The 22,051-nt window shown below is 61.9% G+C and carries 18 protein-coding genes, 2 tRNA genes and 1 pseudogene; 8 read left to right on the top strand and 13 right to left on the bottom strand.

The window, feature by feature from the left end; genetic code table 11:
* The 10 genes and pseudogenes from AB5Z14_RS04345 to AB5Z14_RS04300 all read right to left on the bottom strand — a co-directional run.
* A pseudogene (locus AB5Z14_RS04345) lies at positions 1-373 on the bottom strand (rod shape-determining protein RodA); the annotation flags it as partial.
* Positions 374-382: 9 nt separating this feature from the next.
* Positions 383-2,452, bottom strand: a complete 2,070-nt coding sequence (gene mrdA / locus AB5Z14_RS04340; protein WP_195534768.1) for a penicillin-binding protein 2 — start codon at positions 2,450-2,452, stop codon at positions 383-385.
* Positions 2,453-2,465: 13 nt separating this feature from the next.
* A complete protein-coding gene (locus AB5Z14_RS04335; protein WP_324249473.1) occupies positions 2,466-3,032 on the bottom strand; it encodes a rod shape-determining protein MreD in 567 nt (188 codons plus the stop codon).
* Between the two features lie 12 nt (positions 3,033-3,044).
* The gene (gene mreC / locus AB5Z14_RS04330; protein WP_195534792.1) at positions 3,045-3,986 is read right to left on the bottom strand and encodes a rod shape-determining protein MreC; all 942 of its coding nucleotides are present in this window, start codon (positions 3,984-3,986) and stop codon (positions 3,045-3,047) included.
* A 78-nt stretch (positions 3,987-4,064) separates the two neighbouring features.
* Complete coding sequence (locus AB5Z14_RS04325) at positions 4,065-5,096, bottom strand: rod shape-determining protein (protein ID WP_006236061.1); 1,032 nt, start codon at positions 5,094-5,096, stop codon at positions 4,065-4,067.
* 127 nt (positions 5,097-5,223) lie between these two features.
* Positions 5,224-6,528 carry a tetratricopeptide repeat protein gene (locus AB5Z14_RS04320; RefSeq protein WP_368130459.1) on the bottom strand — a complete coding sequence of 435 codons (1,305 nt, stop codon included), beginning with the start codon at positions 6,526-6,528 and terminating at the stop codon, positions 5,224-5,226.
* 11 nt (positions 6,529-6,539) lie between these two features.
* Positions 6,540-7,082 carry a peptidylprolyl isomerase gene (locus tag AB5Z14_RS04315; protein ID WP_055249980.1) on the bottom strand — a complete coding sequence of 181 codons (543 nt, stop codon included), beginning with the start codon at positions 7,080-7,082 and terminating at the stop codon, positions 6,540-6,542.
* 107 nt (positions 7,083-7,189) lie between these two features.
* A complete protein-coding gene (locus AB5Z14_RS04310; RefSeq protein ID WP_158549290.1) occupies positions 7,190-8,332 on the bottom strand; it encodes a zinc ribbon domain-containing protein in 1,143 nt (380 codons plus the stop codon).
* A 103-nt stretch (positions 8,333-8,435) separates the two neighbouring features.
* The gene (locus tag AB5Z14_RS04305) at positions 8,436-11,159 is read right to left on the bottom strand and encodes an HAD-IC family P-type ATPase (protein ID WP_368130458.1); all 2,724 of its coding nucleotides are present in this window, start codon (positions 11,157-11,159) and stop codon (positions 8,436-8,438) included.
* Between the two features lie 75 nt (positions 11,160-11,234).
* Positions 11,235-11,311 (bottom strand) — tRNA-Arg (locus AB5Z14_RS04300).
* A 203-nt stretch (positions 11,312-11,514) separates the two neighbouring features.
* Between AB5Z14_RS04300 and aroF the strand changes: the two genes are divergently transcribed.
* The 8 genes from aroF to aroQ all read left to right on the top strand — a co-directional run bounded on the left by aroF (position 11,515) and on the right by aroQ (position 20,047).
* The gene (aroF, locus tag AB5Z14_RS04295; RefSeq protein WP_368130456.1) at positions 11,515-12,537 is read left to right on the top strand and encodes a 3-deoxy-7-phosphoheptulonate synthase; all 1,023 of its coding nucleotides are present in this window, start codon (positions 11,515-11,517) and stop codon (positions 12,535-12,537) included.
* A gap of 3 nt (positions 12,538-12,540) precedes the next feature.
* Complete coding sequence (locus AB5Z14_RS04290; protein ID WP_368130454.1) at positions 12,541-13,455, top strand: prephenate dehydrogenase; 915 nt, start codon at positions 12,541-12,543, stop codon at positions 13,453-13,455.
* Positions 13,456-13,491: 36 nt separating this feature from the next.
* Positions 13,492-14,598 (top strand): 3-dehydroquinate synthase, encoded by a 1,107-nt coding sequence (gene aroB, locus AB5Z14_RS04285; RefSeq protein ID WP_368130452.1) that lies wholly within the window; start codon positions 13,492-13,494, stop codon positions 14,596-14,598.
* Positions 14,592-15,911 carry a 3-phosphoshikimate 1-carboxyvinyltransferase gene (gene aroA, locus AB5Z14_RS04280; RefSeq protein ID WP_368130451.1) on the top strand — a complete coding sequence of 440 codons (1,320 nt, stop codon included), beginning with the start codon at positions 14,592-14,594 and terminating at the stop codon, positions 15,909-15,911. The genes aroB and aroA overlap by 7 nt, the downstream gene beginning before the upstream one ends.
* Position 15,912: 1 nt before the next feature.
* Entirely contained in the window at positions 15,913-17,013 is a 1,101-nt protein-coding gene (aroC, locus tag AB5Z14_RS04275) for a chorismate synthase (protein ID WP_368130449.1), read from the top strand.
* Between the two features lie 135 nt (positions 17,014-17,148).
* Complete coding sequence (gene pheA, locus AB5Z14_RS04270) at positions 17,149-18,294, top strand: prephenate dehydratase (protein ID WP_368130447.1); 1,146 nt, start codon at positions 17,149-17,151, stop codon at positions 18,292-18,294.
* Positions 18,295-19,545, top strand: a complete 1,251-nt coding sequence (locus AB5Z14_RS04265) for a shikimate kinase (protein WP_368130446.1) — start codon at positions 18,295-18,297, stop codon at positions 19,543-19,545.
* Positions 19,546-19,609: 64 nt separating this feature from the next.
* Positions 19,610-20,047, top strand: a complete 438-nt coding sequence (aroQ, locus tag AB5Z14_RS04260) for a type II 3-dehydroquinate dehydratase (RefSeq protein WP_117564232.1) — start codon at positions 19,610-19,612, stop codon at positions 20,045-20,047.
* Positions 20,048-20,151: 104 nt separating this feature from the next.
* Here aroQ and AB5Z14_RS04255 read toward each other — a convergent pair.
* The 3 genes from AB5Z14_RS04255 to AB5Z14_RS04245 form a co-directional block, all read right to left on the bottom strand.
* Positions 20,152-20,228: transfer RNA gene (locus AB5Z14_RS04255), tRNA-Arg, on the bottom strand.
* A 54-nt stretch (positions 20,229-20,282) separates the two neighbouring features.
* The gene (locus tag AB5Z14_RS04250) at positions 20,283-21,050 is read right to left on the bottom strand and encodes an ABC transporter ATP-binding protein (RefSeq protein WP_006236046.1); all 768 of its coding nucleotides are present in this window, start codon (positions 21,048-21,050) and stop codon (positions 20,283-20,285) included.
* A gap of 11 nt (positions 21,051-21,061) precedes the next feature.
* Positions 21,062-21,907 (bottom strand): ABC transporter permease, encoded by an 846-nt coding sequence (locus AB5Z14_RS04245; protein ID WP_368130444.1) that lies wholly within the window; start codon positions 21,905-21,907, stop codon positions 21,062-21,064.
* Between the last annotated feature and the right edge of the window lie 144 nt (positions 21,908-22,051).

Genomic DNA, 22,051 nt, shown 5'->3' with positions numbered 1-22,051 from the left:
TACCTAGGCCGCCCGTATAGGAAAGACCGGGAATCTTGGGCGAGAAGATCACGATCAGGTCGATGACGAGCAGCGCCGTCGAGAAGTTGGAGATGCCGCGCAGGTCGGTACGCCAAACAAGCACCGCCAGGATTGCGCCAATAACGATTCCCAGCAGATGGCGTGAGAATGACGCATCGGCCTTAAACTGCGAGGCCGACCAGATGATGATGGCGCCGTAGGTAACGAGCGCCACAGAGGCCAGCAGAACACCGACATTGACCTTCTGGCGAAACGTGCCGCGCGAGGCCGAAAGCTGCTTGTTGACGCGGTCTAGGCTGCTACGGGAGCCGGTCTTGGTTGAGCGGAACAGATCCGCCGGCGAAAAATCCATCGCAACCTCCTATCGAACCGAAGAATCGCCCGAAGCCGATGAGGTATCGGGCTCGTCATAAATCACGCCGAGCACGTCACGCACGACATGCATTGCGGTATCGGAGCCACCGCCGCCCTGCTCTAGGACGGTAGCGATGACGTACTTGGGGTCATCGGCCGGGGCATAGGCGCAAAACCATGCGTATTCGTCCTCGCCGCTTTTCTCGCCCGTGCCCGACTTACCGTATACCTGCGGCGTCAGGGTGCCAAAGTGAGCCGCCAGCGACGTCGAAGCGGTATAAATCACGTCGTGCATGCCGTTGCGAACAAGAGCCAGATCCGAGTCGCTATTGATTTTGGCCTCCAGGCGCTTTTTCTTGCCCTTGCCGTTGTACTTATAGGCATCGCCGTCGCCATCGCGCGACACGGCCGACAAGAACACGTGCGGCACGTACTGCTTGCCGCCGTTGGCAAGGCCCATATAGGCGCAGGCCATCTGCAAAGGCGTCACCAGGATGTCGCCCTGGCCGATAGCAATATTGGTCATATCGCCCGCGTTCCATTTGCGATCCTCGGCCGAGGCGTCGGTAAAGTACGACTCTTTCCACTCGGCATCGGGAATACGGCCCGCGCCCTCACTCGGCAGGTCGATGCCGCAGGTCTTGCCCAGGCCCCAACGGCGAAAGACCTCCTGCAGGCCCTCGGAATGCTGGTCGTCGTAAAAGAATGCCTTGCCCATGTCGTAGAAGACGGGGTCGCACGAGTTGGCGATACCCGACTGCAGCGTCATGGTGCCGTGACCAGACGTCAGCCAGCAGCGCTTGCCCCAAGCCTTGCCCAGGCCCGTCCAATAGCCCGTGCAGTTGGTTGTCTGTGTTGAAGTGTAGGTTCCAAACTCAAGGCCAGCCAGCGCCGAGAGCGGCTTAATGGTCGAGGCCGACATGTACTGGCCGCTGATGGCGCGGTTGAGCAGCGGGTGCGAACCCTCGTCATCGTTGAGCTCGGTCCACACGTCGTTGGAGACGCCGCCGATAAAAACAGAAGGATCGAACTTGGGCTCGCTTGCCATGCCCAGGATCTCGCCGTTATTGGGATCGAGGCACACCACGGCACCGTTGCCGGCATTGCTGTAGCCTGTGGTCTTGGCAAGCTCGATAGCGCTCGCCAACGCCGTCTCGCAAGCCTGCTGAATCTTAAGGTCGAGCGTGAGCTTAATATCCGAGCCGGCCTTGGCGGGCACGGCACCGGCCTGACCGGTCACGTTGCCTGAGGCATCGACCTTGACGGTCTGCTCGCCGCGGATACCCTGCAGCAGGTTTTCGTAGTAGCTCTCAACGCCCGCCTGACCCACGATATCGCCCGACTGGTACGTAATCTGGCCAGCAGAGGCATCATTGTCATTAGAGGACTTCCTATTCTGCGCCTCGAGCTGCTCGGAGGTGATGGTGCCGGTATAGCCCAAGATATGGCAGGCGGTCTCGCCATACGGGTACTGACGCTCGGTACGCTCGGCAATCTTCACGCCCGGGAACTCGCCGGCGTGCTCCTGAATATAGGCGACCGTCGAGCGGCGCACGTCCGTCGCGATGGTATGCAGGCTCTGAGCGCCCTCGGAATTGTCCTGAATGTTGCGAAGGACCGCAATGTAGGGCATGCCCAGAACGTTGGCGAGATGATGGACCAACACGGTATCGTCGGCAAGGTCGCGATAGGCGACGACGGCAAGCGAGGGACGGTTTTGCACCAGCGCCACGCCGTTGCGATCGAGAATGCGCCCGCGAACGGCAGGCGTGGTGACGGTGCGAGTCTGATTGCTGTTGGCCTGTTTCTCGTAATAATCCGACGAGACCATCTGCATGCCCCACAGCTTAACGGCAAGCGCCGCAAACATCGCGCCCACGCCTGCGGTGAGGATGGAGAAGCGGCCCTTAAAGGCGGTCGCTGCGGTATTGCCCTCGCCCTCGGTGGCGCGCGGGGCCGTTCCATGCTGCGTGTCGTAGGTAAAGCGGGAATCGCCGCGACGCATAATGACCAGTGCGACCACAATGGCCACGAGCAGCACGATACCGGCGATAACAACCGTCATCTGGGAAGACATCTACGAGCCTCCCCTATTTGAGTTTGCGAGTCTTGGGCTTAAAGCGCATACCCGTCTGACGACCGCCACGTGCGGAGAATCCGTAACCGGACTGCGGCACGACGCCGGACATCAAAAACGGAATGGCGACCAGGCCCGTCAGGATCGAAGACGGCAGGGCGTGGCCAAAAATCGCCACGACAAAGCTTGTCTCCAGACTCATGAACAGCAAGATGATGCTGTAGATCACGTTGATGATGAGCGCGAAGACACCTACGGTAACGCCGCGCGCGCTCGGGGTGCCGCTTGTCTGACCGGCAGCGCTATGCACCAGGGCAAAGCTGCCAACCGTCAGCAGCAAAGACATGACGCCCACCGGAACAGCCGCCGAAAGGTCGTAAAACAGGCCGCTGCAAAAACCGCAGACGACGGCACGCGTGGGGTCGCCCGAGAACGCGCTCAGGCACACCAGGATAATCATAAAGTTAACGCGACCGCCAGCGATGGAGATCTGCGGGGCCAAACCCGCCTGCAGCAACACGCAGACGATGGCGGCAATCACAAAGGTACGGGAGCCAGCCCCCTGCTCGTGAAGATCCACGGACATGCCTCCCTATTCACTCGAACCGGAGTCGGTCGTTTCGGACGTGTCGGAGCTGTCGTCCGAACTCTCGTCCTTAGTCTTGGTCGCGGCATCGCGCGACGTGCCTTGCGGCGTGCTGTTGGCGGTGCTCACGTCCTCGTCCGAAGCCGACTGCTCGTCGGTCAGCGAGGTGATGACGAGCACTTCCTCGTTGTTCTCGGCCGTAGTCTGGGCGCGCACCACAATGGTGTAGTACACGTCGTTGGCAGACTTCTCCACCGAGGACACAGTGCCGAGCGGCAAGCCCTTGGGGAATACGCCACCGATGCCCGAGGTCACGATGATGTCGCCCACTTTGACGTCGGAGTCGACACTCACGTACTCAAGACGCAACGTACCGTCAGCCTGACCCTGCAACATACCCTGGGCACGCGTGTCCTGCACCATAGCGGACACGCCCGAGTTCTCGTCGCCAATCAGGCGCACGGTCGACGTCTTGGCCGAAACCTCGATAATCTGGCCGATAACACCGGCCGAGCTCGTCACGGGCATGTTAATGGAAAGCCCGTCGGCAGAACCCTTATCGATGGTGACCGTTGAGGTCCAGGCATCGCCCGAGGCGCCAACGATACGGGCCGCGGTCGACTTGAGGTTGTAGGTGGACTGCAGCCCGACCAGACCCTCCAAGCGCTCAGCAGTCTTCTGGGCCTCGGAAAGCTCAGCAACCTTTGAGGTCAGGTCCTCGTTTTGCTTTTTGAGCTCGTCGAGCGTTTCCTGCGACGCCGTGAGGTTGGAGAACACGTTGCCAATCGCATTGAACGGCGCGGCCACGGCCGAGCCCACGAAGCGCACCGGCGAGGTGATCGTCGTCACACCCGAACGAACGGCATGAATCGGCCCAGCCTCGCCCTCGCGGATGTAAAACGTGAGCAGCAACACCGAAATCAGGCTGAAAACAATCAACGGGCGCATACCCGTTGATTGTCGCTTGGTATTCAGATTTGTGGAGAAACCCGAAGATCGTGCCAAATGGAATCCACCTTTTGGAAATTAAGCATTGGTCTGGACGAAGCCACCGTCAAACGCGTTGGCCTCGAGCACGCGGGCGCAGCCGTTCACGACGTTATCGAGCGCCGTGGGGCTAACGTTGACCGAAACACCGGTCTCATCGCGCAGACGCACGTCGAGCCCGCGCAGCAGCGCGCCGCCACCAGTCAGTAAAATGCCGTAGTACATAAGGTCCGAGGCAAGATCGGGAGGCGTAGCGTCGAGTGCGTCCTTGACGGCCTTGGCCATCTCGTCGAGCGGCTTGTTGAGCGCGCGACGAATCTCCTCGCTCTCGATGCGCACGGTCTTGGGCAGACCGGTGATCACGTCGCGGCCGTTGACCTCGACGTCGAGCTCGTCCTTAAGCGGCACGGCGGAGCCGACCTTGATCTTGATGTCCTCTGCCGTACGCTCGCCGATGGCCAGGTTGTAGGCATCACGAACGTGCGTGAGGATGGCCTGATCGAACTCGTCGCCGGCAATACGGATGGACTGCGAGACGACGATGCCGCCCATAGCGATAACGGCAACCTCGGTGGTACCGCCGCCGATGTCGATGACCATGGAGCCGGTGGGTTCCTCGACGGGCAGGTCGGCGCCAATAGCAGCTGCCATAGGCTCTTCGATCAGATAGGCCTGGCGGGCACCGGCCTGGATCGTGGCCTCAAAGACAGCGCGCTTCTCGACCGACGTGACACCGGAGGGAACGCAGACGACAACACGCGGACGCGGAGTCCACGGATAGCGCTTCTCGGACGCCTTGTCGATAAAGTAGCGAAGCATGGCCTCGGTAACATCGAAGTCGGCGATGACGCCGTCCTTCAGGGGACGAACAGCCACGATGTTGCCGGGCGTACGGCCGAGCATGCGCTTTGCCTCGATACCGACCGCCAAGATGCGCTCGTCGTTCTTGTCGATGGCGACAACAGAGGGCTCGCGAATGACGATGCCCTTGCCGCGCACGGAGACAAGCGTATTGGCGGTGCCGAGGTCGATGGCAAGATCGCCCGCATAGCTACCGAAGAACATATCCATCAAAGAAAACAACGCAACTCCTGATGTGTTGGATGATTGCTGGAAAACTACTAGCTCATCATACTAGCGCAAGCCCGGCGCCTCACTTGCGGTGAAGCGCCGGGCAAAGCTAAATCCCATAAGGTCACTACTGGTTGTCAGCAGCCGAGAAATCCATATCAAGCGAAGAAACGGCCCAGCCGATATGGTTGTCGGAGCGCACGAATTTGACGGTGTACTCCTGCTCGCCGCCCTTGGACAGCGATGCCTTCACCTTGGCGGTCGTCTCGGTCATGGACTGATCCATGCCCTCGACGGACACGGTGGCACCCTGCGGAATCGAGGAGATGATCATCGACTTAGCGTCCTCGGACAGGCTCGAGGCCAGGCAAGACTCGGCCTTTGCGGCGTCACCGTCGCCGGCAGCCTGGAACAGATCGGTAACGACAGACTCCTGAGACGGGAAGCCAAAGCCGCGCGTGTAGGCAAAGCCCAGACCGCCCGCGGCGATCAGGATGAGCAGAAGCAGCACGATGAAGACCTTGAGACCCGTGTGGCGATGACGGCGACGGACCTTGGCCTGCTTACGGTCTTGGCGGTCCTGCTGAACCATCTCGGACTCGGACAGCGTGAAGAAGCCGGTGTCCGAGGGGTCGGGCATAAACTGACCGGTCGCACCCGTAGGATCGAGCGGGTCGACGGCAGAAGCGTCCATCGCGGGCGCCGGAGCCGTGGCCATGGCCGTCTGGGCAGACAGCGCGGCAAGCGAATCGTGCACGCGGGCAAGCTCGTCGGCCTGCTCGGAGGTGAGCTGGTAGATGCCATCGGCAGTAGCGGCGTTAAAGGCATCGAGTGCGTCGGAGGGACGGCCGGCGGCAGAAAGCGCCTGACCCATGCCGGCGTTGAGCGCACGCGTGTCGTCGCGGGGACCGGCAAAGTCGATAGCCGTGCGGTAGGTCTCCACGGCATCCGCCGGACGGCCGAGCTTAATGAAGCAACGACCGAGCTCGCCGAGTGCGGCGGCAGGAGCCGGATTGGCGCCGTCGATGGCAGCCTGACGGAAGGCGGTTCCTGCGTTGGCATAGTCGCCCGACTGGAACAGCGCATTGCCCAGGCCCAGATAGGCCTTGAACGGCGTGGCATAGGAAGCATCCTGCGTAGCAGCAGAGAACGCCTGAGCGGCCGTCGTGTAGTCGCCCACGGCGGCAAGCGCCTTGCCGCGGTTGGTGAGCAGCGCGCCGCGCTTGCCGTAGGTGCCGTCGTTGAGGGCGGCGGCATAGGCCTCGGCGGCCTCGGCATACATGCCCAGGTGCATCAAGGCGTTGCCACGAAGGTGATCGGCCTCGCCCATAATCTCATCGGGAGTCTTTGCCGCCCCAAGCATCTGGGCTGCAGCGGAAAAATCACCCGCGCGGTAAGCGGCGCGGCCCTGTTGGATCAGCTGGCTATTCAAGGAAGTCCCCTTTACTCGTGAACGATCTCGACATGGACGATCTCGTCGCCGGCACGCAGCTGCGAAATCACATCGAGACCCTCGACCGTGGTACCAAAGACGGTGTAACCGGAATCGAGGTTATGCTGGGCACCCAGGCAGAAGTAGAACTGCGAACCCGCGGAATCGGGGTCCATGGAGCGTGCCATGGCAAGGGCGCCATCGACATGGCTGTTGCGCGGATTGGTGGCAAACTCGCCCTTGATGCAGTAGCCGGGGCCACCGGTACCGGGCATGCCGTCGGGGCCCTCAAGACCGGCGGCGACGTCGGCGCCGGACATGTCGCGGGTATTGGGGTCGCCACCTTGGATAACAAAACCGGGCACATAGCGATGGAACTTAAGGCCATCATAGAAGCCCATCGTGGAAAGCTCGCAGAAGTTCGCGACATGAATGGGAGCGCCCTCGCCGTCAAACTTGACCTTGATGGTACCCTTCGACGTCTCGATTACGGCGCACTCGTCGCCGACAAGCTGATACTCGGGCGTGTAGAGCTCTTTCTTAAAACCAAACATGTGGTTCCTTCCTCGTGCATTTAAAGCATATTTGTACGAATTGTAGCAATAAGCACGGGCTTACATCAATTGCGCACGTAGGTTATGCCGACTATGGCGAACTAATTTTAGGAACGCTGCTGCGGCTTCCAGGAACCCACATTGGCGTCGTACTGGTTCAGCGCGCTGTTGCCACCCTGCGCGATGGGCGCCAAGATCTCGCTTTGGTGGGAACTCATCGACTCGCCATCGGGAATGGCCAGCGAGATGTCCCAGCTCTGGCAGATCACGTCGACGCGCTCATACATCCACTCGGCAAGCTGCTTTAAGTGGGCGATGTCATCCGCATAGACCGTATCGTCCTGTACTTTCAGGTTGTTAAGCTCATCTTGCGTCTTTTTGATCTGGTCGCGCAGGGCGTAGGCACTCTGCGACAGCTCCTGACGGGTGGACAGCGGCGTTCGGAGATAGCCGTTGTTAAAGGAATCGATGACCTCGCCGATCTGGTCCTCGTCAGCGTAGGACACGATGGTCTGATACAGACCGTCGAGCCTGGTATAGAGCTGATCATCGGTGAGCACGGTTTCTTCCTGGACCACCTCGGCAGAATCGTCCTGCTTGGTATCGTCCTCAGTCGCCTCGCCCTTTTGGCGCGTGGGGAAGGTGGTTTGCGCAGCTTGGCCAAACTGGTCGTAGAAGCCGGGCATAACACCCATGGGATCGGTCGTCACGAACCAATAGGCACCGCCGCAAACGACGGCAAGGACCGCGATGACGATAAGCGGCTTGGGAATATGACGCTTGTGCTTGTGATAGGCGTCCTCGTCGGGGTGCACCTTGCGCTTGGGTTTTTGAGCATCGTCATGCAGGGAAACGGGCATGGGAATATCGACCTTGGGGATACCGAAATCCTTATCGAAAGCCGGCAGCACGCAGGTCTCATTGGGGTCGGCGGCGTCCGAAAGCACCGCAGCGGCAGAGGCCGGCGCATGCGGCACCTCGGTATCGATCTGCTCTTGCGTTAGGCGCGGAAAGCCCGCCGTGCGGCCCGCTGCCAGATCGGATGCTGCCGCGTCCTCGGAGAGGATACCCGGAGCGGGGCGTCCGCATTTGGGGCACGTACGATCATGCGGAGAAAGACGGGCACCGCAGCCCTCACAGAACACGAACTCGGTGTGCTCCGGACCATCGCCCGGACCCACATAGGCGTTGCAGTAGGGGCAGAACGAGGCGCCGTCCTCGATAGTCTTAAGGCAATGCGGGCAGATCACGGCATCCTCTTTTCGAAGCAATTCAAACAATCGAGGTTAGAGCATAACATCGCCACGGCCCCACAGGAGCAAGGCGCCAATTCAACATCGCCAGGGCGCGTAGTTACTTCTTCTTTTTGCTCGGCATCGAGACTTTGATGCCTTGGGCGGACTTGGTTACGCGAGAGCGCTTGGCTCCGCTACCCTTCTTTTTCTTGGGCTGGGCCTGGGCCACGCCCTCGAGTGCGCGAACCTCGGCCTCGCGAACGGTGCGAGCTTCGCGGCGCTGTGCCATGTCGGCGGCGACGCGCTTGGCAAAACGCTCCGCCGTCGAACCCGTCGAGCTCACCTTGCCGCCACCGCGACCCAAGCGGACGCGCACACCGCGGCCAAAACCAGTTGCGGCATGACGACGACGCGGCTTGAGCGAATCCATCATCGTGGCGAGCTTAAAGAACACCGAGCAGGTAAAGACCACGATGACAGCCAAGAAAACCATCTGACCCATCGACAGGTTGGCAATAGACAGCAGCTTCGGGAATCCGATAACGCCCGTCAGGATGCCGGCAACTACAAACACAAAGAGCGCCACGCGCAAGGGAGTGAGCGGCTGCGAGATGCGCCAGATAAGGCTGACGCTCGCCGCACACGACGTGAGCAGGCACATCGTGGACAGCGTGAGCTGGCTAAACCCAAACACGCGGGCCACGAAGATATCGAGCATCGCGGCCAAAATGACCGCAATCGACGCCGGCAGCGCACGCTTGAGCACGTTGGTCAGGAACGACCCCTTCACGCGGGCGTTGTTGGGCTCCAGGCCCAGCACAAAGCCCGGCGCGCCGATGCAGAAAAAGTTGATGAGCGTCATCTGGATGGGCTCAAAGGGATACGGCGGCAGCGCGATGCACAGCGCCGCCAGACCCATCGAGAACAACGTCTTAGTGAGGAACAACGCGGCAGAGCGTTGCAGGTTGTTGATGGAACGACGGCCCTCGGCCACCACGGCGGGCATCGAGGCAAAGTCGTTATCGACGAGCACGATCTCGGCAACATTGCGCGCGGCATCGGAGCCCGCGGCCATCGCCACGGAGCAGTCGGCTTCCTTGAGCGCCAGGACATCGTTGACGCCATCGCCCGTCATGGCCACAGTGTGCCCGCGACGCTTGAGTGCCTGTACGAGCTCGCGCTTCTGCTGCGGGGTCACGCGGCCAAAGACGTGGTAGCGGTCCACCGCCGCATCGAGCTTGGACGGCGTATCGAGCGTCGTGGCGTCCACATACGCATCCGCCCCCGGCACGCCCACCACGCGCGCGATCGACGACACCGTGCGGGGGTCATCGCCGCTGATCACGTTGAGGGTCACGCCCTGCTCGTTAAAGTAGCCGATGGTCTCGGCAGCCGAAGTACGAATCTCGTCGCGGATGGTCACAAAGCCCACGGGCTCTGCCTCGCCCATCATATCGCCGTCGGGCGTAAAGCCATCCACGCGCGCCACCACGAGCACACGGCAGGTATCGGCAAGCTCGGCCACGCGGTTCTCAACCTGCGCAAATACACGGTCCGAAAGCACAAACTGCGCTGCGCCCATCACATAGGAGCCCTGGGCAAACGAAGCGCCGCTCCACTTTTTAGACGAGGAGAACGGAATGACCGACAAGGGCTCGGACACCTCGACCGGACGGTCGGCATAGTAGTTGAGCAGCGCCTGGCAGGTCTCGTTGGCATCCGCCGAAGTCGCGCGTGCCACGTTAGCGAGCGCAAAATCGAGCACCGTGGTATCGACGGGAACGGCCGCCTCGTCCGAGTCCACACCAAAGCTCACGCCCTCAACCGGCAGCGGATAGGTGCCCTCGACCTCCATACGGCCCGAGGTAATGGTGCCCGTCTTGTCCAGGCACAGCACATCGACGCGCGCGAGCGTCTCGATGCAGTAGAGCTGCTGGGCCAACACCTTGCGACGTGCCAGACGCACCGTGGCGATGGCGAGCACCGACGAAGTCAGCAGCACCAAACCCTGCGGAATCATGCCCAGCAGGGCGCCCACCGTGGACAGCAGCGCCGAAGAAGGCACGCGGCCGGCCAACAATTCGGAGAAGCACCACGAAAGCGCGCTATCGCCCGGGGTTCCCGCGGCATCCCACAGCTCACTCACACTCGAGGCGAACAGCGCCAGGCCAAGCGGAATCATGATGATGCTCGCGAACCGCACGATGGCGTTCAGCGCGTTCATGATCTCGGAATTGACCTTTTTCACGTACTTGGCCTCATTGTTGATCTTGGCCACGTAGTTGTCGGCGCCGACATGGATCACACGGGCGCGCAGCAGGCCCGAATCGATAAAGCTGCCGCTCATGAGCTCGGAGCCGGGCTGCTTCTTAATGAGGTCGCTCTCGCCCGTCAGCAGGCTCTCGTTAACGAGCGCCTCGCCCGACACCACCACGGCGTCGGCGGGAATCTGGTCGCCGCGTCCCAGGCGAATGATGTCGTCGAGCACGATCTGGTCCAGGTCGAGCTCCACCTCGGCGCCGTCACGCACCGCAATGGCCTTCTTGGAGGTGAGCAGCGTAAGCTTGTCGACCATCCGCTTGGAACGCATGGACTGGATGACGCCAATGGCGGTGTTGAGGAACACCACGAACAGAAACGTCAGATTCTTAAACGACCCCGTCAACAGGACCAGAATCGCCAAGACCACATTGATCAAGTTGAACAGCGTGCAGAGATTTTCGATGATCAGCTCTCGGACCGACTTGGTCTTGAGCTCCATGTTGCGGTTGATCTTGCCAGCGGCAATGCGTTCCTCGACCTCGGCGGTCGAAAGTCCACGCTCGATATCCGTAGCTGCCATACCACGTCCCATCACGTCGTATCGGTATAAGAAAACCGCCCGGACCATACGAGGTTCGGACGGTCTTACGTTCGATGGTGCCCCATGTTGGATTCGAACCAACGGCCTTCTGCTCCGGAGGCAGACGCTCTAATCCCCTGAGCTAATAGGGCGAACGGAATGCATTATACCCAAGTGCGCCATGGGCTATCAAAATAAAAGAAAAAGCTTTGCAATTCCGAGGAAAACGCGCCGCAACGGCGCGCTTTAGGCGGCAAAAGTGAGTCAGATAGTATAAACTCTCATGCACCATATATTACGGCTCGCGATGCGGGCCGTTTTTGCAAGGGTTATCCATCGAGGTGAGAGGCACACCATGATTGCAATTTTAAAGCAGAGCGCCAGCGACGAGGCCGTCAGCCACATCGTCAGCTGGATTGAAAAGAAGGGCCTGAAAACCGACGTCTCGCGCGGCGAGAACGAGACCATCATCGGCTTGGTGGGCGATACAACTAAGATCGACCCGTTCCTGCTCGAGTCCATGGACGTCGTCGAGCGCGTGCAACGCGTCTCCGAGCCGTTCAAGCGCGCGAACCGCAAGTTCCATCCCGAGGACTCCGTCATCGACTGCGGCCACGGCGTCAAGATCGGCGGCGACCAGTTCCAGGTCATCGCCGGCCCCTGCTCCGTCGAGGGCGAGAACCTCATCCGCATCGCCCGCCGCGTGAAGGCTGCCGGCGCCACGATGCTGCGCGGCGGCGCCTACAAGCCGCGCACCTCCCCGTACGCCTACCAGGGCATGGGCCCCGCCGGCCTCGACCTGCTGTGTGAGGCATCGGCCGAGCTCGACATGCCGATCGTCACCGAGATCATGGACCCGCGCGACGTGCAGGTCTTCCTCGACAAGAAGATCGACGTCATGCAGATCGGCGCCCGTAACGCCCAGAACTTCCCCCTGCTCAAGGAGGTCGGCAAGACGCAGACCCCGATCCTGCTCAAGCGCGGCATGTCCGGCACGATCGACGAGCTGCTCATGGCCGCTGAGTACATCATGAGCGAGGGCAACGACAACGTCATCCTGTGCGAGCGCGGCATCCGCACCTTCGAGACCCGCACCCGCAACACCTTCGACCTCAACGCCGTGCCGGTGCTGCACCACATGTCGCACCTGCCCGTCGTCGCCGACCCCAGCCATGCCACCGGCTACACCCGCTACGTCGAGCCCATGGCGCTCGCCGCGACTGCCTGCGGCGCCAACGGCCTAGAGATCGAGGTCCACGACGAGCCGAGCCGCGCTTGGTCCGACGGCGCCCAGGCCCTCACCCCCGACCAGTTCGACGACACTATGCGCCGCATTCGCGCCATCCGCGAGGTCGTCTGCCAAGAGACCATGGAGTAGTCCATGGGAACGGTGAGAAACGCACGCGTTAACCAAGGCGGCCCCAAGTGCGCCGGTATCGTGGGCCTAGGCCTTATCGGCGGCAGTTTTGCCCGCGGCTATGCGCAGGCGGACGTCCGCGTGCTGGCCTGGGATCCCGACGATGACGTTATGACGGCAGCCAGCATGGGCACCGTCGCCGGCGAGCTCAACGACGAGACGCTCGGCGAGTGCGACATTATCGTGCTGGCCTGCTACCCCGAAGCCTGCATCGAGTGGCTCGAGGCGCACGCCCAGGCGCTCGCCGACGCCACCGATACCGAGGCCATCATGGGGCCCGTGGTCATCGACACGGTGGGCGTCAAGGGCATTGTGTGCAAGCGCGCCTTTGAGCTCGCACGCGAGCACGGCTTCTACTTTGTGGGCGCGCACCCCATGGCGGGCACGCAGTTCTCGGGCTACGCGCACTCCCGCGCCGACCTGTTCCAGGGCGCACCGCTGGTGCTCGTGCCGCCCGCGGTGGACGACGCGCTCAAGCTGGAGCTCTTGGGCCAGGTGCGCGAGATGGTGCGCCCCCTGGGCTTTGGCAAGTTCAGCGTGACCAGCGCTGCCGAGCACGACCGCGTCATCGCCTTTACCAGCCAGCTTGCGCACGTGGTGTCCAACGCCTACGTCAAGAGCCCGACCGCCCAGGTCCACCATGGCTTTTCGGCCGGTAGCTACCGTGACCTCACCCGCGTGGCGCATCTCAACCCGCAGATGTGGTCCGAGCTCATGATCGACGACGCCGATGCGCTCGCCTTCGAGATCGACCATCTCATCGAGTCGCTCGGCGCCTACAGCCGTGCGCTCAAGGACCGCGACCAGCGCTATCTGGAGAACCTCCTTGCCGAGGGCGACCGCATTAAGCGCGCGCTCGATGACGAGGCCTCCCACTAGACCACCCATCACGCCAGGTCGAAAGGACCGAAGCTTATGGCGATTACCATCGATATCGACACCGCACGCCCCTACCAGGTGCATGTTGGCACGTTTTTGCTGGAGCAGGCGGGACCGCTCGTGCGCGCCACTGCCGGCGGCACCAAGGCCGTCATCGTTACGGACACCAACGTGGGCCCCCTCTACCAGATGCCCGTTAAGCAGAGCCTGGAAGCGTCAGGCTACGAGGTGAGCATCTGCACCTTCGAGGCCGGCGAGGCCCATAAGCGCGCCGAAACCTATGTTGCCATTTTGGAGTTTGTGGCCGAGCACGAGCTTTCGCGCTCCGACGTGATCGTGGCACTCGGCGGCGGTGTCGTGGGCGACGTGACGGGCTTTGTGGCCGCCACCTACATGCGCGGCTGCAAGTTTGTGCAGATCCCCACGAGCCTGCTCGCCATGGTGGATTCGTCGGTGGGAGGCAAGACCGCCATCGACCTGGCTGCCGGCAAGAACTTGGCCGGCGCCTTTTGGCAGCCGAGCGTGGTTATCGCCGACGTGGGGTGCCTGGCCACCCTCACTCCCGAGCAGTTCGCCGACGGCTGCGGCGAGGTCGTCAAGCACGCCGTGATCGCCGACCCGGAGCTCTTCGCCGAGCTGGAGAAGACCCCGCTCACGCTGGAGCTGCTCAACCGCGACGTGGCCCGCGTAGCGCTCATCATCGCCCGCAATATCGACATCAAGCGCGCCGTGGTCGTTGCCGACGAGCGCGAGACCAACCAGCGCAAGCTGCTCAACTTTGGACACAGCGCCGGACACGCCGTCGAGGCCTGCGAGCACTTTGAGCTGGGACACGGCAACTGCGTGTCGATCGGCATGGGCATTATCACGCGTGCCGCCGCCCTGCACGGAATTTGCGACGCCGAGCTGCCCGGCCGCATCGAGGAGCTCTGCGCCCGCCACGGCCTCAAGACCCGCTGCGAGCTTTCCGCCGACGCCATTTTTGCCGAGGCGCTGCACGACAAAAAACGCGCCGGTGACACCATCGATCTGGTGATTCCACACGGCATCGGCCGCTGCAGCATCGACCGCACGCCGCTTTCCACCTTCCACGATTTAATTGCCGAGGGCCTCGGCCAGAAGGGAGACGCATCCGCATGCTAGCCCGCATCACCCCGTCCCCGCTCAAGGGTACCGTTCCCGCCATCGCGTCCAAGTCGATGGCGCACCGCCTGATCATCTGTGCCGCGCTTGCCAACGGCGAGACACACGTCACCTGCAACACCACCTGCGCCGATATCGAGGCCACGGTACGCTGCCTCACGGCGCTCGGTGCCCGCATCGAGACCGTCGAGGACGGCTTCCAGGTCCACCCTACCATGAAGAGCGTTGAATTTGGCCTGCTCAAAGCCCTCGCCGGCGGCACGCTCGACTGCGGCGAGAGCGGCTCCACGCTGCGCTTTATGCTGCCCGTCGCTTGCGCGCTGGGCGCGGAGGCCACCTTTGTGGGCCAGGGTCGCCTGGATGCCCGCCCGCTCTCCCCGCTCTCGGACGAGATCATCGCCGCCGGCTGCGACCTGCAGGGTCTGGGCGGTTTTCCGCTCAAGACGAGCGGGCGCATGCGGCCGGGCACCTTTGTGCTGCCGGGCAACGTGAGCTCGCAGTATATCTCCGGCCTGCTGCTGGCAGCCCCGCTGCTGGCCCAGCCCTCCTGCGTACAGGTGACCGGCCTCATCGAGAGCCGCCCCTACATCAACCTGACGATCCAGGCCATGAAGGCCTTCGGTGTCGAGGTCAACGTCGAGCGTATCCCCGCCAAGGACGGCCAGCCCGAGGTCACGAACTTCCACGTGAGTAGCGGCTCGTACCGCACACCCGGCAGCGTAGCCGTCGAGGGCGACTGGTCCAACGCAGCCTTCTGGCTGTGCGCCGGCGCCATCGGCACCGACCCGATCACCGTAGAGGGCGTGTCGCTGAGCTCCGCGCAGGGCGACCGCAACGTGCTCGCTGCGCTCTCGCGCTTTGGTGCCCGCATCGTGCGCTCCACCAACGCTGCCACCGTCCAGTCCGACAAGCTCGCCGGCTTTGAGATGAGCGCCCACGACATCCCCGACCTCGTGCCCGTTATCTCGGCCGTGGCCTCGCTGGCGCAGGGCCGCACGTTCATCCGCGACTGTGCCCGTCTGCGCATCAAGGAATCCGATCGCCTGGTCACCACCACCCGCGAGCTCACCGCGCTGGGCGCGCAGGTGCGCATCGCCGGTGACGACCTCATCATCAAGGGCGTCGATGCCTTTACTGGCGGCGAAGTTGATTCGCACAACGACCATCGCATCGCCATGATGGCCGCTATCGCCGCGAGCCGCGCCACCGGCGAGGTCGTGATCCACGGCGCCGAGGCGGTCAACAAGTCCTATCCCGATTTCTTTGACCACTACCGCCTGCTGGGCGGCAAGGTCACGCTCGAGGAGGAATAGCATGTCCTCGACCTTTGGCAACGTCTTGCATCTGAGCATTTTCGGCCAGTCGCACTCCCCCGCCATCGGCTGCTCACTCGATGGCATTCCGGCGGGCATCGCCGTGGACCAGGAGCAGTTGCAGGCCTTCCTCGACCGTCGCGCCCCCGGTCGCGACGAGACCGCAACCAAACGCCGCGAGGCCGACGCCGCGCACATTATCGCCGGCGTGGTCGATGGGCACACCACCGGTGCGCCTATCGCCGCGATCATCGAGAACACCAACACGCGCTCCAAAGACTACTCCGAGCTGCGCCGTAAGCCCCGCCCGGGCCATGCGGATTTCCCCGCGCGCGTGAAGTACCACAACATGCACGACGTCGCCGGCGGCGGACACTTCTCCGGCCGCTTGACGGCGCCCCTGTGTATCGCCGGCGGCATCGCGCTGCAAGCGCTCGAAGCCCGCGGCATCAAGGTGATGGCGCACGTGGCCCAGATCGGCGGCATCTCCGACCTGCCCATGGACGACATGGTCTATCGCGAGTCCGACCGCAAGGCGATTCTTTCGAACGACCTGCCGTGCATCGACGCGGCGGCTGCCGGCCGCATGCGCGAGGAGATTCTGGCCGCGCGCGATGAGCTCGACAGCATCGGCGGCATCGTGGAGTGCGGCATCTACGGCCTGCCCGCGGGCATCGGCGACCCCATGTTCGACGGTATCGAGAACCGCATCGCGCAGATCGCCTTTGGCATTCCCGCCGTTAAGGGCGTGGAGTTTGGCATGGGCTTTGCCGTCGCCGCCATGCGTGGCAGCGAGAACAACGACCCGTATCGCATCGATGCCGAGACCGGCGAGATCGAGGTTGAGTCCAACAACGCCGGCGGCATCCTGGGTGGCATTTCGACTGGCGCGCCCGTCATGTGGCGTATGGCCGTAAAGCCGACGCCCTCCATCGGCCGCGAGCAGCAGACGGTGGACATGGACGCCATGGAAAATGCCGAGCTCTCGGTCCACGGCCGCCACGATCCTTGCATCGTCCCCCGCGCCGTCCCCGTAGCCGAAGCAGCCGCAGCACTGGCCATCTGGGACGCCCTCCTCGAGGACGCCTCTCAGCGCCAGTAATCCCCGTGGGGGCCAACTCCGGCCCCCACGCCCACCCAGTGATTTTTCTGGGACGGGGATTAAAAAATCATTAGGTACACAATGATTTTTTAATCCCCGTCCCAGAAAAATCACCGACACGTGAAAGGGGTCCCTATGGACCTTGCCGATATTCGCCAAGCCATCGACGGCATCGATACCACACTCCTCAATAGCTTTGTCGAGCGCATGGACATTGCCACCGAGGTCGCCAAGTCAAAAATCAAGATGGGCAAGGCCGTCTTCGACCCCGCCCGAGAGCGCTCCAAGCTCAACAACCTCGCCGGCCGCGCACCCGAGCGCTACGAGGCACAGACTATCACGTTGTTCCGCCTCCTCATGAGCATGAGCAAGGCCGAGCAGCAGCGCTATATCAACGAGCTCAAGGGCATCACGGTGTCGCAGAAAGCCCACGCCACGGCAGCACCCCTCGACACGCCCTTCCCCCAGACGGCAACCGTCGCCTGCCAGGGCGTCGAGGGTGCCTACAGCCAGATCGCCGCGTGCAAGCTCTTCGACGTGCCCGACATTGCATTTTTCGAGACCTTCGAGGGCGTCATGCGCGCCGTGCGCGACGGCTTCTGCGAGTTTGGCGTGCTGCCCATCGAGAACTCCACCGCCGGCTCGGTCAACGCCGTCTACGACCTGCTCGCCCAGTTCGACTTTCACATCGTGCGCTCGCTTCGCCTCAAAATCGACCACAACTTGCTCGTCAAGCCCGGCACCAAGCTTGCGGACGTGCACGAGGTCTACAGCCACGGCCAGGCCATTGCCCAATGCGCCGGCTTTATCGAGGCGCACGACCTGCACGCCACCAAGTACCCCAACACGGCCATGTCGGCCGAGATGGTCGCCAGCTCCGAACGCACCGATGTTGCCGCCATCGCATCGCGCAGCTGCGCGGCACTCTATGGCCTAGAGGTACTGGAGCCCAACATCCAGGACTCGGACAACAACTACACGCGCTTTGTCGTCATCAGCCGCGAGCCACGCGTCTACCCCGGCGCCAACCGCACCTCGCTCATGATTACCACGGCCAACGAGCCGGGCGCACTCTATCGCGTACTCGAGCGCTTCTACGCGCTCAATATCAACCTCATCAAGCTCGAGAGCCGCCCCATCCCCGGGCACGACTTTGAGTTTATGTTCTACTTTGATCTGAACTGCCCCTTTGGCAGCAAGGCCCTCGATGACCTGCTCGATTCCATCGACGACGTCTGCGAGAGCTTCACCTACTTTGGCAGTTACACGGAGGTGCTCTAGATGACCGATGTCGCCGCAACCCGCCCCTACGGCGTGCTGGGCCGCGTGCTGGGCCACAGCTACACCCCGACCATCTACAAGGAGCTCGCGGGGCTAGAGTATGTGCGTTTTGAGCGCGAGCCCGAGGACCTCCAGGCTTTTATGACGGGTGACGAATGGGAGGGCACCAACGTGACCATCCCCTACAAGCGCGCCGTCATGGAATACCTGGACGAGCTGAGTCCACTCGCCGAGCGTATGGGAAACGTCAACACCATCACGCGCCTGCCCGACGGCCGCCTGCGCGGCGACAACACCGACTACTTCGGCTTTCAGTGCCTAGTCGAGGAGCTGGGCGCTGAGGTCGCCGGCAAGAAGGCCCTCGTGCTCGGTGCCACCGGTGGCGCCGGCACCACTGCCAGCATGGTGCTCGGCGACCTGGGCGCCATCGTCGTGCCGGTCGGCCGCACGAGCGAAGTCAACTACGACAACATCGCGCAGCAGTCCGACGCCGCGTTGCTCGTCAACTGCACGCCCGCCGGCATGTTCCCCCACTGTCCCGATGCCCCCTGCACGCTCGAGGGGCTCGATGCGCTCGAGGGCGTCATCGACATTGTCTACAACCCTGCACGCACGGGACTCATGCTCGAGGCCGAGCGCCGCGGCATCCCCCGCATCGGCGGCCTGCTGATGCTCGTGGCCCAGGCGGCGCAAGCCGTTGAGCGCTACACCGGCCAGGTCACTCCGCGTGAGCGAATTCTGGACGTAACGGAGCGCCTGTCACGCCGCGAACAGAACATCGCGCTGATCGGTATGCCGGGCTCGGGCAAGACCCGCGTGGGCGAGCAGATTGCCCTGCTCACGGGGCGAGAGCACATCGACCTGGACCGCGCCCTCGAGGAGCGCCTGGGCATGCTCTGCGCCGACTTTATCGTCGAGCGCGGCGAGGCGGCCTTCCGCGAACAGGAGACGGCGGCGCTGGCCGACATCTCCAAGCGCAGCGGCCTGGTGCTTTCCACGGGCGGCGGCGTGGTCACGCGCGACGAGAACTACCCGCTACTGCACCAGAACAGCCAGATTGTGATGCTCAACCGCAAGCTCGACGAACTCGCCCACAAGGGACGCCCCATCACCGCCCGCGATGGCATCGACAAGCTGGCCGAGCAGCGCATGCCGCGCTACAGCGCTTGGGCCGACTACATCATCGACTCACGCGACTGCGCCGCCAACACCGCCCAAGCCCTCCTCGACACCCTCCCACCCGCTCTCTAACCAAAACCACCACAGAGGGGACAGGCACCTTTGTGGTGGTTTCTCGACTGCAAAGGAAGCAACCATGAAAGCACTCGTCATCAACGGTCCCAACCTCAACATGCTCGGCATTCGTGAGCCGGGCATCTATGGCAGCGACAACTACGACCGCTTAGTGCAGATCTGCCAGGAAGCGGGCGCCGCACAGGGCTTCGACGAGGTCGAGGTTTTCCAGTCCAACCACGAGGGCAGCATCGTCGACAAGATCCAGGAGGCCTACGGCAAGGTCGACGGTATCGTCATCAACCCGGCGGCCTACACGCACACGAGCGTCGCGATCCTCGACGCCCTCAAGGCCGTCGCCATCCCTGCCGTCGAGGTCCACATCAGCGCTGTCGAGACCCGCGAGGACTTCCGTCAGGTGAGCTATGCACGCCTAGCCTGCTTTGCCACCATCACCGGCGAGGGCCTGCAGGGCTACGCACACGCGCTGGAGCTGCTGAGGGAGCGTATCGAAAAGTAAAATGCCAACCCCAACAAACAGCAGCGGCTTGCTCGCGCTCGGCTCCAACAGCACACAAGATGAAAAAAGCCCAGACCACCAAGCGGTCTGGGCTTAATAAACGATGGTGCTCCATGGCGGATTCGAACCGTCGACCTTGGGATTAGAAGTCCCCTGCTCTATCCAACTGAGCTAATGGAGCAAATAACCGCACGCCCAAGCAAGCGCAAGCCTGTCAGGCGCAAGTAATTATAACCTAGTTGAACTGCTCGCGGTACGCCTTGCAGACCTCATCGACCGGGCCGTCCATACGAAGGTCACCCTTCTCAATCCAAACGGCACGCTGGCAGATGCGCTCAACCTGCTCCATGGAGTGCGAAACGAACAGAACCGTCACGTCACCGCTCTGGATAAAGTGCTGGATGCGGGCCTCGCACTTCTGCTGGAAGAACACATCACCGACGGACAGCGTCTCGTCAACGATCAGAATATCGGGCTCGGTAATCGTCGCGATTGCAAAGGCGATACGCGCCACCATGCCCGAGGAGAAGTTCTTAAGCGGCATATCGACAAAGTTCTGCAGCTCAGCGAACTCGATAATGCCGTCAAAGTTGGCATCGATGAACTCCTTGGTATATCCGAGCAGAGCGCCGTTCAGGTAGATGTTCTCGCGAGCCGTCAGCTCGGGGTCAAAGCCGGCACCAAGCTCAATCAGCGGCGCGATGTTACCGTGCACCTTAACGCTGCCCTCGCTAGGCTCAAGCACGCCGGCGATGATCTTGAGCATCGTGGACTTGCCGGAGCCATTGGTGCCAACCAGACCGACAACCTCGCCGCGATGAATATCGAACGAGATATGCTTGAGCGCCCTAAACTCCTCAAAGAACAACTCGTGCTTGGCAAGCTTAATGAAGTACTCCTTGAGGTTGGTCAGCGACTCGGACGCCATGTTAAAGATCATGGTGACGTCGTCGACCTCGACAGCCAGAGGCTGCTCGCTGTAATCAACAACAGATTCAGTCATCACAGCACTCCTTAGATGTAGAGGATGAACTTGCGCTCGGACTTATGGAACACGGTGTAGCCAATAACAAGCGCAAGAACCGCCCAAGCGACGCACATGCCAAACGTCAAAAGCGAGGGCGTAGTCTGGAACAGGAAGATATCGCGCATAAACTGCAGGTAGTTATACATGGGGTTCGCATAGACCAGAATGCGCACGAGATGCGGCATTTGCACAACGAAGTCGGTCGTCCAGAAAATAGGCGTGATGTAAGTCCACGCCGTAATGACAACGCTCCATAGATGCATAACGTCGCGGAAGAAGACCGTAAGGGCGGAGAGCATCATGCCCAGGCCCATGCAGAAGCACATAAGCAGCAGCAGGCAAACCGGCAGCAGAATCAGGTGCCAAGAAGGCATAACGCGGAACCACAGCATAACGATGGCGACGGCGACCAGGGAGAAGGCAAAGTTGACCAGCGAGAAGAGCACCTTCTGCACCGGGAAGACCCAGCGGTGCACCTTAACCTTCTTGAGCAGCGGGGCAGCACCCACGATCGACGTCAGGGCCTGGTTCGTAGACTCGGACATGACGGCAAAGGTGACGTTACCCACGATCAAATACAGCGGGTACATCTCGGGCGTAATCGAGCCATTGCGGCCCTGGGCAAAAATCGTCGAGAACACGATGGCCATGACGATCATCATCAGAAGCGGGTTGAGCACCGACCATGCGACGCCCAGAACGCTACGGCGATACTTGATCTTAAAATCCTTGGTAACCAGCTGACGAAGGATAAACGCATCCTTCTCAAATTCGTTCTTAGCAAACGTCGCAGGCAGACTGCGAGTTTCTTGTTGCTTTGTCTGATCCGACACGGATGCAACTCCTTTACTCGTAATCGTTGACAAACGAACAGTATAGACCCGACAGGCAGGCAAACGAATCGCGCAACAAAACTGGAGAACTAACCCACATCTTAGGATGCTAGGCGCAAAGGGCTATACTTTCTAGGGTTTAAT

The sequence above is a fragment of the Collinsella aerofaciens genome (assembly GCF_040910265.1).
In the GTDB taxonomy this organism is placed as follows: Bacteria; Actinomycetota; Coriobacteriia; order Coriobacteriales; family Coriobacteriaceae; genus Collinsella; species Collinsella aerofaciens_BK.
Note: the sequence above shows the minus strand (reverse complement) of the source record. Positions and strands in the feature narration are given on the sequence as shown.